General features: G+C 71.6%; 16 protein-coding genes, 2 tRNA genes, 1 pseudogene and 1 riboswitch. Of the genes and pseudogenes, 14 read left to right on the forward strand and 5 right to left on the reverse strand.

Annotation, left to right across the window (positions count from 1 at the left end; all coding sequences use genetic code 11):
- Positions 1 to 4 precede the first annotated feature (4 nt).
- Positions 5 to 208: a DUF6767 domain-containing protein gene (locus ASD90_RS11265; RefSeq protein ID WP_056755974.1), complete on the forward strand. Its 204-nt coding sequence runs from the start codon at positions 5 to 7 to the stop codon at positions 206 to 208.
- Here the strand turns inward: ASD90_RS11265 and ASD90_RS11270 are convergent.
- Positions 180 to 986: a MerR family transcriptional regulator gene (locus ASD90_RS11270; protein WP_056756441.1), complete on the reverse strand. Its 807-nt coding sequence runs from the start codon at positions 984 to 986 to the stop codon at positions 180 to 182. The two genes, ASD90_RS11265 and ASD90_RS11270, sit on opposite strands and share 29 nt — an antisense overlap.
- A gap of 115 nt (positions 987 to 1,101) precedes the next feature.
- On the opposite strand from ASD90_RS11270, the gene ASD90_RS11275 reads away from it, so the two are divergent.
- The 9 genes and pseudogenes from ASD90_RS11275 to ASD90_RS11315 all read left to right on the forward strand — a co-directional run bounded on the left by ASD90_RS11275 (position 1,102) and on the right by ASD90_RS11315 (position 8,603).
- A complete protein-coding gene (locus ASD90_RS11275; RefSeq protein WP_056755977.1) occupies positions 1,102 to 1,908 on the forward strand; it encodes a carbon-nitrogen family hydrolase in 807 nt (268 codons plus the stop codon).
- Positions 1,905 to 3,785 carry an NHL domain-containing thioredoxin family protein gene (locus ASD90_RS11280; RefSeq protein WP_056755980.1) on the forward strand — a complete coding sequence of 627 codons (1,881 nt, stop codon included), beginning with the start codon at positions 1,905 to 1,907 and terminating at the stop codon, positions 3,783 to 3,785. Before ASD90_RS11275 ends, ASD90_RS11280 begins: the two co-directional genes overlap by 4 nt.
- A gap of 105 nt (positions 3,786 to 3,890) precedes the next feature.
- Entirely contained in the window at positions 3,891 to 4,412 is a 522-nt protein-coding gene (locus tag ASD90_RS11285; protein ID WP_056755983.1) for a hypothetical protein, read from the forward strand.
- 12 nt (positions 4,413 to 4,424) lie between these two features.
- Positions 4,425 to 4,721 (forward strand): hypothetical protein, encoded by a 297-nt coding sequence (locus ASD90_RS11290; protein WP_056755986.1) that lies wholly within the window; start codon positions 4,425 to 4,427, stop codon positions 4,719 to 4,721.
- Between the two features lie 93 nt (positions 4,722 to 4,814).
- Positions 4,815 to 5,108 (forward strand): DUF6458 family protein, encoded by a 294-nt coding sequence (locus ASD90_RS11295; protein WP_056755988.1) that lies wholly within the window; start codon positions 4,815 to 4,817, stop codon positions 5,106 to 5,108.
- 170 nt (positions 5,109 to 5,278) lie between these two features.
- A complete protein-coding gene (locus ASD90_RS11300) occupies positions 5,279 to 6,658 on the forward strand; it encodes an acyltransferase (RefSeq protein ID WP_056755991.1) in 1,380 nt (459 codons plus the stop codon).
- A gap of 108 nt (positions 6,659 to 6,766) precedes the next feature.
- The gene (locus tag ASD90_RS11305) at positions 6,767 to 7,774 is read left to right on the forward strand and encodes a GNAT family N-acetyltransferase (RefSeq protein WP_056755994.1); all 1,008 of its coding nucleotides are present in this window, start codon (positions 6,767 to 6,769) and stop codon (positions 7,772 to 7,774) included.
- Between the two features lie 156 nt (positions 7,775 to 7,930).
- Positions 7,931 to 8,344: pseudogene (locus ASD90_RS24700) on the forward strand (ABATE domain-containing protein); the annotation flags it as partial.
- A gap of 43 nt (positions 8,345 to 8,387) precedes the next feature.
- Entirely contained in the window at positions 8,388 to 8,603 is a 216-nt protein-coding gene (locus tag ASD90_RS11315) for a CGNR zinc finger domain-containing protein (protein ID WP_056755999.1), read from the forward strand.
- A 109-nt stretch (positions 8,604 to 8,712) separates the two neighbouring features.
- Here the strand turns inward: ASD90_RS11315 and ASD90_RS11320 are convergent, their stop codons facing one another.
- The 3 genes from ASD90_RS11320 to ASD90_RS11325 all read right to left on the reverse strand — a co-directional run bounded on the left by ASD90_RS11320 (position 8,713) and on the right by ASD90_RS11325 (position 11,612).
- A complete protein-coding gene (locus ASD90_RS11320; RefSeq protein WP_056756006.1) occupies positions 8,713 to 10,575 on the reverse strand; it encodes an acyl-CoA dehydrogenase in 1,863 nt (620 codons plus the stop codon).
- Between the two features lie 253 nt (positions 10,576 to 10,828).
- Positions 10,829 to 10,902, reverse strand: a tRNA-Gly gene (locus ASD90_RS23545).
- A 215-nt stretch (positions 10,903 to 11,117) separates the two neighbouring features.
- The gene (locus tag ASD90_RS11325) at positions 11,118 to 11,612 is read right to left on the reverse strand and encodes an FBP domain-containing protein (RefSeq protein WP_056756009.1); all 495 of its coding nucleotides are present in this window, start codon (positions 11,610 to 11,612) and stop codon (positions 11,118 to 11,120) included.
- A gap of 387 nt (positions 11,613 to 11,999) precedes the next feature.
- Positions 12,000 to 12,173, forward strand: a riboswitch (cyclic di-AMP (ydaO/yuaA leader).
- 218 nt (positions 12,174 to 12,391) lie between these two features.
- Between ASD90_RS11325 and ASD90_RS24315 the strand changes: the two genes are divergently transcribed.
- Together ASD90_RS24315 and ASD90_RS11335 are read left to right on the forward strand one after the other, a co-directional pair.
- On the forward strand, positions 12,392 to 12,727 hold the full coding sequence (locus ASD90_RS24315) for a C40 family peptidase (RefSeq protein ID WP_235506570.1): 336 nt from the start codon (positions 12,392 to 12,394) through the stop codon (positions 12,725 to 12,727).
- 148 nt (positions 12,728 to 12,875) lie between these two features.
- The gene (locus ASD90_RS11335; RefSeq protein ID WP_056756011.1) at positions 12,876 to 14,507 is read left to right on the forward strand and encodes a DUF6345 domain-containing protein; all 1,632 of its coding nucleotides are present in this window, start codon (positions 12,876 to 12,878) and stop codon (positions 14,505 to 14,507) included.
- A gap of 71 nt (positions 14,508 to 14,578) precedes the next feature.
- On the opposite strand, the gene ASD90_RS11340 is transcribed toward ASD90_RS11335, so the two are convergent.
- Positions 14,579 to 14,652 (reverse strand) — tRNA-Gly (locus ASD90_RS11340).
- A 108-nt stretch (positions 14,653 to 14,760) separates the two neighbouring features.
- On the opposite strand from ASD90_RS11340, the gene ASD90_RS11345 reads away from it, so the two are divergent.
- Together ASD90_RS11345 and ASD90_RS11350 are read left to right on the forward strand one after the other, a co-directional pair.
- Positions 14,761 to 15,192 carry a hypothetical protein gene (locus ASD90_RS11345; protein WP_056756014.1) on the forward strand — a complete coding sequence of 144 codons (432 nt, stop codon included), beginning with the start codon at positions 14,761 to 14,763 and terminating at the stop codon, positions 15,190 to 15,192.
- Complete coding sequence (locus ASD90_RS11350) at positions 15,192 to 16,067, forward strand: SMP-30/gluconolactonase/LRE family protein (protein WP_056756017.1); 876 nt, start codon at positions 15,192 to 15,194, stop codon at positions 16,065 to 16,067. Before ASD90_RS11345 ends, ASD90_RS11350 begins: the two co-directional genes overlap by 1 nt.
- Positions 16,068 to 16,085: the final 18 nt, after the last annotated feature.

Here is a 16,085-nt window from a genome sequence, read left to right on the forward strand (position 1 = left end):
GAACATGCCGCAGCGAACGTCGAACCCCCGGTGCCCGATCAGGCTCGGTGAGCCGTGCACCCTGTGCTTCCCGGGGGCGAGCGGACCGCAGGACTGCGGCCTCGTCTACCTCGTCCGGAGCGACCCGGAGCTCCGCGAGGAGCTCGCGGCCCGACGCCGCGAGCGCCACGCGGCGCAGCTCAGCGCACCGGCTGCTGCAGCTCCGTGACCCACGCGTCGGCGTCGTCCGTCGGCGTCTCGAGGTAGACCTCCCGACAGGGGCCGTATGCCGTGAGCCCCGTCGCGTCGACCTGCGTCGCGAGTGCCTGCCAGGTGTCCCCGATCGTCGCCACGGACCCGCGGTGGATCACCGTGACGGCCTGCTCGACGGCCGGCAGGTCGGCCACCTCGGCGCCCTCGACGTCGACGGCCTCGAGGGTGGTCGGCACCCCGACACCCCACGTCGTGCCCTCGGTGTCGCCGTCGTACCAGGCGATCGACGGCGTGCGTGGCGGCACACCGGCCGCCGCGAGGCCCCCGAGGAGCCGGTCGAACGCCGGCCCGATCGTCATCCCCAGCTCGCTCACGTCGGCGACGCGACCCGTCACCTGCGCCAGCCGGACGCCCGGCAGCTCCTTCTTCACGTACTCCAATTCGGACATCGTGCCCTCCTTCTCGATGGTTCGGAGTCTCGCCTCGATGGCCTGCAGGCGACCGCGGTCGGCGGCCATCTGGTCCTCGATCTGGGCCCGACGCAGGGTCAGCATCCCGCGCAGCTCCTCGGCCGAGACCTGGGCGTCGAGGACGGTCCCCACCTGTTCGAGGGTGAGGCCGAGGGCCTTGAGCGCACACAGGCGGTTGAGTCGCGGCAGCTGCGTCGCCGCGTACCTGCGGTAGCCGGTCAACGGGTCCACGTGGGCCGGGACGAGCAGGCCGAGGGAGTCGTAGTGGCGCAGCATGCGCACCGTCACTCCCGCCAGGCGGGCGAACTCTCCGATGATCAACATGATGACCATGGTCTACGGCCTGACACGGTGTGAGGGTCAACACCTCGGGTCCCCGGGGTGCCCGCGTGACGGAACCGCGGGCCCGGCACCCCCGTGACCGTGTGAGAGTTGGACCATGAAGGTTGCGCTCATCCAGCTGGCCTACGGCGACGGCGAGTCGGTCGCCGACCGCACCGCCCGCGTCGCGGATCTCGTGCGAGCCCAGGCCGGCCACGACCTCGTCGTCCTCCCCGAGCTGTGGCCGGCCGGTGGCTTCGACTACACCGCGTGGGACGAGCGGGCCGAGGCCGTCGACGGGCCCGTCGCGCAGGTGCTCGCTGCCGCCGCCCGCGGCGCCCGTGTCACGCTGCACGGGGGCTCGATCGTCGAGCGGGCCGAGCCCGCCGAGCCCGGCGGCCGAGGGCTCTGGAACACGAGTCTCGTCTTCTCGCCCGACGGCGAGCTCGTCGCGACCTACCGCAAGATCCACCGTTTCGGCTTCGGCGAGGGTGAGCCGAGCCTGATGGACGCCGGCGAGGACCTCGTCGTCGTCGACGTGCCCGTGGCGGGCGGCGGGGCCGTGCCGGTGGGGCTCTCCACCTGCTACGACCTGCGCTTCCCCGAGCTCTACCGACGCCTCCTCGACCGCGGCGCCGAGGTCTTCGTCATCCCGGCCGCGTGGCCGCGCAAGCGGGTCGCCCACTGGACCCTGCTCGGCCAGGCGCGAGCCGTCGAGGACCAGTGCGTCGTGCTCCAGTGCAACACCGCTGGGACCCATGCCCGGCACGAGATGGGCGGTCACTCGCAGGTCGTCGACGCCACCGGGAAGGTTCTGGCCGCCGCGGGGCTTGACGAGGAGGTGCTGAGCATCGAGATCGACACCGCGGCGACGCCGGAGTGGCGCCGCACCTTCCCCGTCCTGTCCGACCGGAGGCTCGCGTGAGCGCCGGCGTCGACGCCGGCACGCTCCGCTCGCGCGTCAGGGTCAGGGCCCCCGAGCTCGTGGGCCGCGGCTGGCTCAACACCGGTGGCCGGTCGCTGTCCCTCGCCGACCTGCGCGGGCGCGTCACCGTCCTCGACTTCTGGACCTTCTGCTGCGTCAACTGCCTCCACGTCCTCGACGAGCTGCGGCCGGTCGAGGCACAGTTCCCCGACGCCCTGACGATCATCGGCGTGCACTCGCCGAAGTTCGAGCACGAGGCCGAGGCCGATGCGCTGGCCGCCGCCGTGGAGCGGTATGCCGTCCACCACCCGGTGCTCGACGACCCCGAGCTCGTGACGTGGAAGGCGTACGCGGCACGGGCGTGGCCCACCCTCGTCGTCCTCGACCCGGAGGGCTACGTCGTCGCGTCGATGTCCGGTGAGGGGCACGGTCCCGGTCTCGCCTCGCTCGTGGCCGAGCTCATCGAGGAGCACCGGGCCAAGGGCACGCTCCAGCCGGGCGACGACCCCTACGTCCCGCCGCCGGCCCCCGACACCGCGCTCCGCTTCCCCGGCAAGGCGGTCGCCCTGCCGGACGGCTCGTTCGTCGTCAGCGACACGGCCGACCACCAGGTCGTGCACCTCGAGGACGACCTCGAGACCGAGCGGGCCCGGTGGGGCGGCGACGGTCAGCTCAACGAGCCGCAAGGCGTCGTCCTCGCGACCACCGACGTGGCCGAGCGGCTGGGCGTCGATCTGCTCGTCGCCGACTCGGTCAACCATCAGGTCAAGGGAATCCGCTTCTCCGACGGCTCGGTCCACGTCGTCGCCGGCACCGGGTCGCAGCTCCGAGAGCGCACCGGTGGCGGTCCCGCCCTCGAGCAGCCGCTCTCGACGCCCTGGGACCTCGCGTGGCTCGGCGACCGGCTCCTCATCGCGATGGCCGGCACCCACCAGCTGTGGGCGTGGACGCCGGGCAGCACCCTCGAGGACGGGCGCGTCGAGGTCGTCGGCGGCACGTCCAACGAGGGTCTCGTCGACGGGCCGGCGACCGAGGCCTGGTTCGCGCAGCCCTCCGGGCTCGCCACCTCCGCCTCCGGCGACCGCGTGTGGGTGGCCGACTCCGAGACCTCCGCCCTGCGATCAGTGACGACGACGCCCGAGGGGGCCCTCGTCGTCGAGACCCACGTCGGCACAGGCCTGTTCGACTTCGGTCACCGCGACGGCGATGCCGTCGAGGCGCTGCTCCAGCACCCGCTGGGCGTCACCGAGCTGCCTGACGGCTCTGTCGCGGTCAGCGACACCTACAACGGCGCGATCCGCCGCTTCGACCCGGCGACCGGCCAGGTGTCGACCCTCGCGCAGGGGCTCGCCGAGCCGAGCGACGCCGTCGTCGAGCACGACCCCGAGACCGGCGAGGTGCGCCTCGTCGTCGTCGAGTCCGCAGCCCATCGACTGACCCGGGTCGCCCTGCCCGAGGCCGCCCAGCGCGTCGACGGACCCGCCCACCGCACCCAGCGTCCCGCGACGCCGCTCCCCGCCGGGGAGGTCGCGCTCGAGGTGACGTTCGTGCCGCCGACCGGGCAGAAGCTCGACCTGCGGTGGGGCGACCCGACGCGTCTCGACGTGTCTGCGACGCCCGACGCCCTCCTCGTCTCGGGAGCCGGTCGCGCCGAGGGCCTGACGCGGACTCTCGTGCTGCGCGACGGCCTCGGGTCGGGCACGCTGCACATCTCGGTGCAGGCAGCCGCGTGCGACGGCGACCCCGAGACCGGCGAGGTGCCCGAGCACGCCGCGTGCCACCTCTTCCAGCAGGACTGGGGGATCCCGGTCATCCTCGACCCGACCGCCGATGCCACACTGGCTCTCGACCTGCGCGGGGTCCAGGCCGGGAACTAGCCGGTTCGACCCGTCCGGCAGGTCGTGACGAGACCAGCGGACGACAAGGCGGCACACGTGGCACGGCAGGCATCTGGTGGCAGCGGACGTTCCGTCCTCTCGGCGGTGTGTGGGCTGCTGGCCATCGTGCTGCTGCCCGTGTCGCTCGTCGGCTTCTGGGCGTCGGTCATGCTGACGCGCACCGACGTCTTCGTCGACGAGCTGCGGCCGGTCGTGACCAAGCCCCAGGTCCAGGAGGCCCTCACCGATGGCGTCGTCCAGGGCGTCCTCGGTGCGGTCCAGCTCCAGCCGGCGATCGAGAAGGCGCTCGAGGCGCCGATCCGGACGCAGGCCGCGGCGCTGGTCGCGAGCCCTCAGGTGACCGCCGCCTGGACCACGGGCATCCGGGCGCTCCACACGCAGTTCATCGCCGTCATGGAGGGCCGGGCCGACACGAAGCTCGACGACCAGGGACGCGTCTCCGTGCGCCTGACGATCCCCGTCCCGGCCCTGACGTCGACGCTCGAGCAGGCAGGAGTGCCGGACGCGGGGTCGATCGCGCCGGTCGTGACGATCCCCCTCGTCAGGGCCACCGACCTTCAGAAGGCGCAGGCGGCATACCGCATCGCCGACGCGTGGGGCCCGTAGGGACCGCTCGTCGTGGGCGCCCTGGCGCTGCTGTCGATCGCCCTCGCCCGGCGCTGGCGCACCGCGACGACGCTCGTCGCCATCGGCTGGATCGCGACCTCCCTCGCGCTCGCCCTCGTCGTCATGGTGTCGCGCGAGCCGCTCATGCGCCGCGTCGACCCCGAGGTGGCCCGCACGATCGCCGACGCCGCCTACGGCCTCGCCGCGCGGAACCTCTACTACGAGATCGCGATCGCCGTGGGCGTCGGCGTGCTCATGCTCGTCGTCTCCGCCGTGACGCTCGCGTTCGGTCGGCGCCGGGCTCGCTGACCGAGGCCGGGGCCGGCCTGTGACTCGTCGCGCTCCGGCGGGTATGTGGCGCCCAGGCACGCGTCCAGGCGTGCCCCCAGCCAAGGAGACCTCATGGGTATCGGACTCGGGATCTTCCTGCTCGTCGTCGGAGCGATCTTCTGCTTCACCAACATCGACTCCAGCGTCCTCAACATGAGCAGCAGCACGGGCAACACCATCGGCATCATCCTCATGGTCGCCGGCGCCCTCGCCATCATCCTCGCGCTCGTCCTCAACGCCCAGCGCGCGCGCACGCAGCACACGGTCGTGACCGAGCGCCGTGGAGCGCCCGACGTCGTCGAGCGCCGGGTCGACGGCGACGAGGTCGTCGAGCGCCGCGTCGAGCACCGCGACGAGACCATCTAGAACCGTCGAAGGGCCACGAACCGGGCCCCCAACCGTCGAAAGGCCACGAACCGGACTCCGGTTCGTGGCCTTTCGACGGTTGGAGGCGGGGCGCGGGGAGCTGAGCCGCGGACGGCGGCCTGAGCAGGAGAACTCACCTGCCGGGACCGCCGTTCGTGCTTCGATGAGACGTGAGCCAGACCCGATCCGGCGCGGCGCCCCGCACGGCGGCCGAGATCGATGCCGCGACGCCTGCCGACCGGGACCGCTGGGTCGACACCCTCCGCGTCGGCTCGCTCCTCGTCGTGGTCCTCGGGCACTGGCTCATGGTCGCGATCACGACGGACGGGCAGATCACCAACGCGCTCGCGGTCGTGCCGGCCCTCCAGCCGCTGACCTGGCTGCTCCAGGTCATGCCGCTCTTCTTCCTCGTCGGTGGCGTGGCCCACGCGCACACGCTCGAGTCGCTCGAGCGGCGGCGGCCGCAGCACCGGGGGAGGTATGCCGCGTTCTTCCGGGCGCGCGCCACGCGCCTGCTGAGCCCCACCCTCGCCTTCCTCGCCGTCTGGGTCGCCCTCGGGGTCGTCGCCGACCTGTCCGGTCTGACGTCGAGGCCCGGCGACGCCGGCCGCATCGCGCGCGACGCGCTCGTGATGGTGCCCCAGCTGCTGTGGTTCGTCGGGATCTACCTCGGGGCCTGCGCCTTCGCGCCGCTCATGCGTGACCTGCACCGGCGCTGGGGCCTCGGCGTCGTCGTCGTGCTCGTCGCACTGGCGTGCGCCGTCGACGCCGTGCGGTTCGGCGGCGGACCCGAGCTCGTCGGCAACCTCAACTTCGCGTTCGTCTGGCTGGCCCTGCACCAGCTCGGGTTCGCCTGGCGTGACGGGCTGCTCACGACCGGCCGCGGGTGGGTGATGGCCGTGTTGGGCTTCGGGGCGATGGGCGTGGCCGTCGCTTTCGGGCCCTACCCCACCTCGATGGTGGGCCTGCCCGGCGAGTCGGTCTCCAACATGGCGCCGCCCACGGCAGCCCTTCTCGCCCAGGGCATCGGCATGTGCGGACTCGCGGTGGTGCTGCGGCCGGTCATGGCTCGCGTGCTCGCGCGACCCCGCGCCTGGCGGATGGTCGTCGTGGCCGGCCCGTTCGCCATGACCGCCTTCCTCTGGCACCTCACGGCGCTCATGATGGTGCTCCTCGCGATGCGGGCCCTGGGCATCGCCCAGCCGGCTGTCGCGTCGTGGCAGTGGTGGTTGACGCGGCCGATCCTCTTCGCCGTGCTCGCAGTCGTCACCGCACTTCTCGTCGCGGTGTTCGTGCGCTTCGACCGAGGACGGCGCTCGGTGGACGTGGCGTTCGACGAGCAGCGCGGCTGGGTCGACCCCGTCGCCGCCGTGTCGGCGGGCGTGCTCTTCCTCGGGATCCTCATGGTGTCGATCGTCGGGGTCGACGTGCTGGGCAACCGGCCCGTCTTCTTCCTCGTCGGCGACGTCACCCCGATCGTCGGCTTCGCGGTCCTCGCCGCCGGACTGCTCCTGCTGCGCGCGACCCGCCCGCGCCCACCCCGCACCTGACCCGCCCCCACCTCCTCGTCGAGTGAGCCCCCCGCCCCACTCGAGTGCGCGCCCCGTCCCACGGAAACTCGATGGCACGCCCTCCGCGCGGCCCCCTACCGTCGAGCCATGGAGACGACGCTCATCGACGTGCACGACGACGCGGTCTGCGCCCGTGCGTACGACGTCATCATCGCGAGCAAGGGTCACGAGCGGCCGTGGCACGAACCGCCCTCGTTGGCCGAGACGCTGGTCGAGTGGCGCCACGTCGACGAGGCCGAGCGCATGGAGATCTGGGGCGCCCACGACGGCGGAGAGCTCGTCGGGGTGGCGACGCTGTGGCTGCCGCTGACGGACAACACGACGATGACCTGGTTCGACGTCCAGGTCGACCCGGCCCACCGCGGTCGCGGCGCGGGCTCGGCGCTCGTCGAGCGGCTGGTCGCGAGGGCCCGCGAGGCGGGTCGGGTCACGATGGTCGTCGACTTCCTGGTGCCTCCCGCCTCCGAGGGCCACGGCTACCGACGCTTCGCCGAGCGGCACGGCTTCCACCTCAGCAACACCGAGATCATGCGCCACCTCCGGCTGCCCGTCGACGAGGAGCTCCTGGCCCGTCACGGCGAGCACGCCCGCCCGCGCTGGGAGGGCACCTATCGCCTCGAGACCCACGTCGGGGGAGTGCCCGAGCACCTCCAGGAGTCGCTCTGCGCCGTCATGAACCAGCTCGCCGTCGACGCGCCCACGGGTGACATCGAGTTCGAGGAGGAGTCGCTGACACCCGTCCGCTACCGCGAGTACCTCGAGGTCGCCAGGGCTCAGGGGCGCGTACGCCTCACGACCGTGGCGGTCCACGAGGACAGCGGCGACGTCGTGGCCTACACCGACCTCCTGCTGCCCTCGGGGGCGCCGGGCGTCGCCTGGCAGTGGGGGACCCTGGTCCACCGCGACCATCGGGGACGCCGGCTCGGGATGGCCCTCAAGGTCGAGAACCTCCGACGCCTGCAGGCCGACCACCCCGAGCGGCGGCGGATCGTGACCGGCAACGACGACACGAACTCGTGGATGGTCTCGATCAACGAGGACCTCGGCTTCCGGATCGTCGAGCTGTGCCCCGCCTACCAGCGGTCGCTCGCCTGACCGTCACCCGCCGGCCCACCGCCTCGACCCCTGAGTCGGGGCCGGTGGCCGGCGCCCCTCTCGTCGTTGGTGTAGCGCGGGACGAGCGCGTCGGCTCAGGTCTGCACGCGGGGCAACCATTCAGACGTCACTAACCGGTTAGCGACACCGATCTGGTTGGCATGCGGACCCGTCGATCGCCTTGATCGTCTCCTGTACACGTACGACGTCGACGGACGGGAGCTCCCGGTCCGCATCGCGGGCAACCCGACGCTCGAGCTCGTCAACACCCCCGCGGGCTGGTCGGCCGCCACCGCAGAGCAGGTCGACTACCTCGACGACTACGACGACCTCGTCGTGTGGGCCCGGGAGTGCGGCCTCGTCGACGAGGTGGCCGCCGCTCGCCTCCGGCGTACCGCCCGACGCGACCGGCTCGCCGCCGGCGCCGTCCTCCGGGAGGCCCGGCGCCTGCGCCGCGACGTCCATGACCTCGCGGTCGGCGTCGGCAGGCGCACTGCACTGACGCGGGTGTCGACGCTGGCCGTCGAGGCGCGTCAGGCTCAGATGCTCACGGCCACGAGCGATTCCGTCGCCTGGCTCTTCACCCGCGACGCCGGCGTCCACGAGCCGTTGTATGCCGCCGCGCTGGCTTGCCGCAGCCCTGCTGACCTCCGAGGGCGGCGGGCACGTCTCCGCCGGCCCGGGCGACGGGTGCGGGTGGGTCTTCCTCAACCCGTCGGGCCGTCGGCGCTGGTGCATCATGTCGGTCTGCGGCAACCGGGCCAAGGCGCGGGCCTACGCCGAGCGGCGCCAGCGCACCGGCCCGACCTCCCCGACCGCCCTGCCCTGAGCGACGGCCCCAGCCGCAACACACCGAGCAGGTCACAACGCACCCGAATCGGATCCGGGTGCGTTGTGACCTGCTCGGTGTGTTGCAGTGGAAGCGAAGGGGGTACGCGTCAGAACGCGGACTCGGGGACGTCCATGAGGTCGTTGTCGGTGGCCTCGGCGATGGCGCGCTCGGCCGCGATCTTCGGCAGGACGTTCTTGGCGAAGAACGAGGCCGCCGCGACCTTGCCACGGTAGAAGTCGGCGTCCTTGCCCGAGGCGCCGCCGTCGAGTGCAGCCTGGGCGACCTCGGCCTGGCGCAGGAGCAGCCAGCCGACGACGAGGTCGCCGGCGGCGAGGAGCAGGCGCGTCGTGTTCTGGCCGACCTTGTAGAGGTTGGCCGTTTCGCCGCCCGTGCGCGGGTCGCTCTTCATGAGGTCGCCGATCATGTGGCCGACGATGCCCTGGACGTCCTCGAGCGCCCGGCCGAGCAGCTCGCGCTCGGTGTCGAGCGAGCCACCGAGGTCCTTGGCGAACTCCTGCACCTGGCCGGCGACGTACTGCAGGGCCTGCCCCTTGTCCCGGACGATCTTGCGGAAGAAGAAGTCGAGGCCCTGGATGGCGGTCGTGCCCTCGTAGAGCGTGTCGATCTTCGCGTCGCGGACGTACTGCTCGATCGGGTAGTCCTGCAGGAAGCCGGAGCCGCCGTAGGTCTGGAGCGACTCCGTGCCGAGCAGCACCCAGGCGCGCTCCGAGCCGAGCCCCTTGACGAGCGGCAGCATGAGGTCGCTGATCCGGTTGGCGACCTCGGCGGCCGAGCCCTTCTCGAGCGGTGCGGCGGGGTTGCCGGCCTGCGCCTGGTTGACGGCGTCCTGCTGGCTCGCGGTGTAGATGACGAGCGCGCGCAGGCCCTCGGCGTACGCCTTCTGGAGCATGAGCGAGCGTCGGACGTCGGGGTGGTGCGTGATGGTGACGCGCGGCGCGGCCTTGTCGGTCATCTGCGTCAGGTCGGCGCCCTGGACGCGCTCCTTGGCGTACTCGAGCGCGTTGAGGTAGCCGGTCGAGAGCGTCGCGATCGCCTTGGTGCCGACGAACATCCGGGCGTTCTCGATGACCTTGAACATCTGCGCGATGCCGTCGTGGACGTCGCCGAGGAGGGTGCCGACGGCCGGCTCGTGCTCGCCGAAGGTGACCTCGCACGTGGTGCTGACCTTGAGGCCCATCTTGTGCTCGACGTTGGTGACGTGGGCGCCGTTGCGCTCGCCGAGCTCTCCGGTCTCGAGGTCGACGTGGAACTTGGACACGATGAAGAGGGAGAGGCCCTTGGTGCCCGGGCCGGCGCCCTCGGGGCGGGCGAGGACGAAGTGGACGACGTTGTCGACCATGTCGGACTCGGCGGAGGTGATGAAGCGCTTGACGCCGGTGATGTGCCACGTGCCGTCGGGCTGCTGGACGGCCTTGGTGCGGCCCGCACCGACGTCGGAGCCGGCGTCGGGCTCGGTGAGCACCATCGTCGTGTGCCAGGCCCGGTCGACGACGTGCTTGGCCAGCTTCTTCTGGTCGTCGGTGCCGAGGTGCCAGAGGAGGTTGGCGAAGGAGTAGCTCGCCGTGAACATGTGGATGGCCGGGTTGGCGCCGCAGACCATCTCGGCGACGGACCAGCGGAGCGAGGCCGGCACGACCATGCCGCCGAGCTCGGCGGGAACGTCGAGGTTGCCCCAGTCACCGTCGACGTAGGCCTTGAACGACTTCTTGAACGACTCGGGCATGGTCACCGACTGGCTCACCGGGTCGTAGACGGGCGGGTTGCGGTCGCTGTCGAGCAGGCTGTCGGCCAGCTCGTGCTCGGCGAGGCGCGAGACCTCCCGGAGGATGTCCTTCGCCGCGTCGACGTCGACGTCGGCGTAGATCCCCGTGCCCAGGACGTCCTGACGGTTGAAGACCTCGAAGAGGTTGAACTCGAGGTCTCGCACATTGCTCTTGTAGTGGCCCATCCGGGGACCCTCCACGTTCTGTCGCTCGTCGTGCGTCCGCACTGTCGTCGGCGGGCGCGCCAAGTTACTGGCCGGTCACTTCCATGATGCTACTGACGGGTAACGATCGCAAGGGGGAGAGGTCACGGTTGCGCCACGGGCCGGGCCGAGGGCGTATGCCGCCGGGCCGGCGCGCACCGCCGGGACCGGGCGACCTGGCATACGGCATCGGACAGCAGAAGGGCCCGGTCGCGATGACCGGGCCCTTCTCATCTGGAGCAGGCGGCACGAATTGCACGTACGTCTTCCTTCTGGAAGAAGGCTGTTCTGCTACTGAACTACGCCTGCGAGGCGACGCCAACCGTAGCAACTCCGGGCCGCCGGAGTCCAAACGGACGCGCCGGGAGCCTCGACCGAGCGCCGAGCGAAGGTCCTCCCAGTGCGGCCCACGGGCTCCGCTCGGTCCGCGCCGTGCCCGGTGGCATGGTGCGCCACACCACCGGGCCGGCGTCGCTCGAGGTCGCGGGCTGAGCCACGTCCAGCGACCGGGCGTCAGCGGACGCTCACGACCCGTCGCGCAGGCGGCGGGCGAAGGCCGACGACCTCGCCCGGAGCTCCTCGATGCGCCGCTCCACGAGCGCGAGCGGGTCGAGGCCGCCCTCCATGCCGTTCGGCAGGCGCCGGACGTGGGTCGAGCAGCTGAAGTCGGCGTGCACGAGGGTCCCGAGGCTGTTGCCCTCGCGCCCGGCGGCGCCCGCCCGGCGTGCCACGAAGAGCGTGACGTCGCTCGTCGCGAAGACGTCCTCGCACCACGCGCACATCGTGCTGGCCTTGCGGGTCCGCTCGGAGGCCCGCAGGAGCAGGCCGACGGGTTCGTCGTCGACGGGGATGACGGCATACGCCCGCTGCGGGTTGCTGCGGTCGACCCAGCCGAGGTAGTCGAGCGACTCCCAGCGGAGGCCGAGGTCGAGGTCGGCGGGAAGGTTGGCCTGCTTGGCCTCGCGCCGCGACGCGTTGACGAAGGAGGCGCGAATCTCTTTGTCTGTCAGTGGTTTCACGGTCTGTTCCTGTCAGTCGGGCAGGACCGGATGGCCCGGTCAGCCGGGGTGGGGGAGGTGGCGCGGGACCGGGACCGCTGAGCAGGCCATGACGGCCACCCACCTCTCCGCGGGCCTCCCCGCTGACGACTGACGTGCCCCGACGGAGCCGCGTCCATGGTGCGTGGTGGGGGGTGCGCCGGTCCACCCGATAACGGCGCGGGCCACCGCCGAGAGGCGTATGCCGTGGGGTCACGGCGCGCCTCACAGGCGCCCTGAATGCCCCTGATGTCCGCTTGAATACCTTTTGACTTGTCATTCATTGCCATAATCTGACGTTCCACGCACTTTTCGTGACCTGTCTGTCACCGTCGATGGATGCTCATCGCCCGGGGTCCTCCCCGAGCGGCCCACCGGACGCCGAGTCCTGTCCACCGGTGGGGCAGCCACGCAATAACGGACAGGAGTGGGGGACCCACTTTCGGGCCGGTCAGCCGGTCCTTGGGGTGAAGCCGCATCTGCGGCCGGGCATCTTCCGCCCGAACCCGACAGCTCACCTCACAGGCGTGGGAAGGAAGTCCACCATGTCCATTTCTACCCTTGCACGCCGAATTCCCTTGCAGTCCTTGGCGATCACGCCACTACTAGCAGCCGCTCTCCTCGTCGGGACCGGAGGCGCACCGACATCGTCGGTCTCGCCCCACGCGGCAACAGGCTCAGCGCAGGGTCCGGTCACCATCAAGGCCAGGTCGGTCGCCTACGTCTCCGCCTACGCGCGAGCCGTCCGAGGAAGGGCGGCGGTGAAGATCGCCGCCGCACAGCAGGGCGACCCGTACCGGTACGGCGCCGCGGGTCCGTCGGCGTTCGACTGCTCCGGCCTCGTCTACTACACCTATCGCACGCGCCTCGGTGTCGGTGTGCCGCGCACGGCCAGCGCGCAGCGGCTCGCCAGCGTCCGCATCAGCAAGTCGAACCTCCAGCAGGGAGACCTGATCTTCTTCCTGTCCGGAGGACGCGTCTACCACGTCGGGATCTACGCCGGCTACGGCAAGGTCTGGCACTCGCCCAAGCCCGGTCAACGCGTCCAGCTCTCGAGGATCTGGACGACGAGCTGGGTGGCGGGCCGCATGCCCTGACGGCTTCGGTGTCGGCCGTCGCCTGCGGCGTCGGAGTCGATCCAGACCGGGAACGAGCGTGCCACGTCGCGAACTGCGACCTGTATCACTGGTCCGGTCGTGGACCACTTGTCCGTGCGTCGCCTGACGCAAGGAACAGGGAGATCCCATGACCATGTCACTACCCGTCTTCGAGCTGGGTCGACCCGAGCTCGACCCCGGCCGCGTCGCAGCTCTCGCAGCCGACCTCTTCGAGCTCGAGGGTGAGGTCACCGAGGATGGTGAACGACTCTCTGTCTCCGACGAGAACCTGCTCCTCGAGGTGTTCGTCGCCTCGGGGGACCTCTTCGCTGCGGACCGCGCCCAGCTCTGGAACCCCTCACTGCGGCCCTCGCTGCCGAAGCCCGAGGAGGCCTACGACCGGGCCCGCGAGCTGATCCGGCGTCACGACCTGTGGCAGACGCAGGGGGACCTGGTCGAACTCGTCGAGCTCGGCGCCGGGGCCACCCATGTCGCCGCCCGAGGGCGTCGACGCGCTCGGGCGGACCGTCGAAGCCGTCAGCTCGACGTGCAGGCGCGCTTCGTCCTCGGCATCCGCAATCCGGGGGTCGACTCGGAGTCGAAGGTCCTTCCGGTCATCGGAGGTGGCGGGAAGCTCACCTTCACCTTCGGCGACGGCGGCCGGCTCATCGGCGCCAACGGAGGCTTCCGCCCGATCGGGGAGCCGCACGTCGTCGATGCCCTCGACGTGGACGAGGCCTTCGCGCGGCTCGGCGCCGACGGCGACCTCGGCGAGGTCAACCGCCGCGGCGCCTACCTCGCCTACTACATGGCTCCCGGCGATGTCGTCCAGGAGCTGCTCACACCGGTCTGGGTCTTCACGAGCGACTTCGAGGTCGAGCACGCCGGCGGCAAGGGCAGCTCGACCGTGCACGCCCGCCACACCTTCGTCGCGGCGACCGACCACGGACCGGTCTTCCCCGAGGTCGAGGTGCAGCCCGAGCGATCCGACCGCGCGCCCGCAGGACGGGCACCGCGATCCGAGCGTGCTGCGCGCGCGCTCAACCCGAGCGAGGCCGGGACGAGCTGGGTCAAGCAGATCGACCAGAGCCAGCCGCTCAACGGGAGCCCGGCGAACGCCCAGGGCTTCGTCGACGGGCTCTCGGCCGACGGCTGGCAGACGAACTTCAACTGGGGAGACCTCAACGCGTGGGAGTCCGACTGGCACTCCGACGACGACACGTGGGTCGATGCCGCCGACTTCGTCTTCTACACCGGCCACGCCAACCAGAACGGCTGGGTGCTCTGCGTGCCCGGCAAGAAGCAGTCGGTGCTCCTGACACCCAGCGCCGTCGGCGCTGCCCCGGCCTCGCCCGGGGACCTGTACGGCCAGAACGACCTCGAGTGGTTCGCCGTCGCCGCGTGCGGCCCGCTCCAGGACGACGTCATCTCTCCCGGAGGTGGCGACGTGCTGAGCCGCTGGGACGGCGCCTTCGACGGCCTGCACACGATGCTCGGCTACGGCGCCATCACCTTCGACAACACCGACGAGGGCCGCAAGCTCGCCCGCTACACGCGGGACGGGATGAGCGTCATCGACGCCTGGTTCAGGACCGCCAGGGAGGTGCAGCCCGCCACGAACAACCGGGGCGCGCCGGACGGGCCGGACATCTGGGTCGGCGCGATGTGGGTCACCAAGGCCGGCGTCGACCCCTCGAGCGACCACATCTGGGGGCACGGGTCCGTCTCCGCCGACCCGGCAGCCCCCTCCCAGCTCGTCTGCATGTGGACGACCTGCTAGCCGGAGCGGACGCACGAGGGCCCGGACCGGCACACGGTCGGGGCCCTCGCGCTGCTGCATCCTTCGTGGCGTGGAGCGAGCGACGGGAATCGAACCCGCGTATCCAGCTTGGGAAGCTGGCGCTCTACCATTGAGCTACGCTCGCACGGCCGCCCGGAGGTGCCCCGCGAAGGGTCCGCAAGGCGGCACGCGGCGTCAGTGTAGCCGACACCGCGCCAGTGCCAGGAACGCGACCCCAGGGGCCGAAACCGTCATGGATCTCGCCAAGCAGACCGCCTTCGTCGACCACGTCCGCGAGCGCGGCGGAGCGAGTGCCCAGGTGGCCGTCACCCTCGAGCAGTTCTTCGAGGGCAACGACTGCGAGTGGTGCATCGCACCCAACCGTCCCGAGGACATGCCGCTCGACACGGTGCGCCGGGTGCTCTTCGAGCTGCGCGAGCACCCGGAGGTCCACGACGTCCGGGTCGAGCTCGACGTCCTCGAGTTCCAGGACTTCCCCGACGACGAATGGCCCTACGCGAGTGGGGTGGCCGTCGTCACGACCTTGCTGCCGGAGGAGGTCGACGCGATGACGATCGACGCAGACACCGAGTCGAGCGGTGGTCCGGCCGCGAGTGCCGAGTGGCTCGTCGACGGTCCCGTCGTCCCCCAGGGCCACCACTACGTCGGCGTGTGGTGGGACTGATGGCGGCCGCACCCGGTCCCGGCCCCGTCGTCACGGGAGAGCTCGAGCAGGTCACCGCCGCCCTCTGCTACCACGGCGAGGGTCCCGTCTGGTCGCCCACGTGGGGCGGCCTGCGCTGGGTCGACCTCCTCGCCGGTGACGTCCTGACCCTGCGTCCCGACGGGTCCGTCGACCGGATGCACGTCGGCGACGTCGCCGCGTTCGTGCGGCCGCGCACCACGGGCGGGTGGGTCGTCGCGACTGAGCGCGGGCTGGCGCGCGCGGACGAGCCGGACGGCATACCCACCCCGTGGTTCGACCTCTGGGACGACCCGTCCGTCCGGATGAACGAGGGTGGCGTCGACGGCGAGGGCCGCCTCTGGGCGGGGACCATAGGCTACGACCGGGTGCCCGGCAGCGCGCTGCTCTACCGCGTCGACGCGACGGGCCACGTCACGACGCTCCTGCCCGACGTGACCATCTCCAACGGCATCGACCTCTCGCCCGACGGCCGGCTCGCCTACTACGACGACACCCCGACCGGCCGCACCGACGTCTTCACGGTCATCGACGGCGAGCTCACCGAACGGCGCCCCTTCGTCACCCACGACGTCGGTCACCCCGACGGGCTCACGGTCGACAGCGCCGGCAACGTCTGGGTCGCCCTCAACGGCGCGGGCCGGGTCCGCTGCCACTCGCCGGAGGGCGAGATGCTCGCCGAGGTCGTCCTCCCCTTGCGCCTCACGACGGCGTGCACGTTCGGCGGCGACGACCTGCGCGACCTCTACGTCACGACGTCCCGCGAGAACCTCGACGACCCCGAGCCGCAGGCCGGCGCCGTCTTCCGCGTCCGCGTCGCCGTGCCGGGCCTGCCGGTGCGCGCCTTCGCCGGTTGACGGAGCCCCCGAGGGCGT

Source organism: Terrabacter sp. Root181, assembly GCF_001428505.1.
GTDB lineage: Bacteria > Actinomycetota > Actinomycetes > Actinomycetales > Dermatophilaceae > Terrabacter.

Excerpts from the sequence above, each read along its gene's own strand:
- ASD90_RS11265 (WP_056755974.1), top strand. The coding sequence starts at position 5 with ATGCCGCAGCGAACGTCGAACCCCCGGTGCCCGATCAGGCTCGGTGAG.
- ASD90_RS11270 (WP_056756441.1), bottom strand. The coding sequence starts at position 986 with ATGTTGATCATCGGAGAGTTCGCCCGCCTGGCGGGAGTGACGGTGCGC.
- ASD90_RS11275 (WP_056755977.1), top strand. The coding sequence starts at position 1,102 with ATGAAGGTTGCGCTCATCCAGCTGGCCTACGGCGACGGCGAGTCGGTC.
- ASD90_RS11295 (WP_056755988.1), top strand. The coding sequence starts at position 4,815 with ATGGGTATCGGACTCGGGATCTTCCTGCTCGTCGTCGGAGCGATCTTC.
- ASD90_RS11305 (WP_056755994.1), top strand. The coding sequence starts at position 6,767 with ATGGAGACGACGCTCATCGACGTGCACGACGACGCGGTCTGCGCCCGT.
- ASD90_RS11315 (WP_056755999.1), top strand. The coding sequence starts at position 8,388 with ATGCCGCCGCGCTGGCTTGCCGCAGCCCTGCTGACCTCCGAGGGCGGC.
- ASD90_RS11320 (WP_056756006.1), bottom strand. The coding sequence starts at position 10,575 with ATGGGCCACTACAAGAGCAATGTGCGAGACCTCGAGTTCAACCTCTTC.
- ASD90_RS11335 (WP_056756011.1), top strand. The coding sequence starts at position 12,876 with ATGACCATGTCACTACCCGTCTTCGAGCTGGGTCGACCCGAGCTCGAC.
- ASD90_RS11345 (WP_056756014.1), top strand. The coding sequence starts at position 14,761 with ATGGATCTCGCCAAGCAGACCGCCTTCGTCGACCACGTCCGCGAGCGC.
- ASD90_RS11350 (WP_056756017.1), top strand. The coding sequence starts at position 15,192 with ATGGCGGCCGCACCCGGTCCCGGCCCCGTCGTCACGGGAGAGCTCGAG.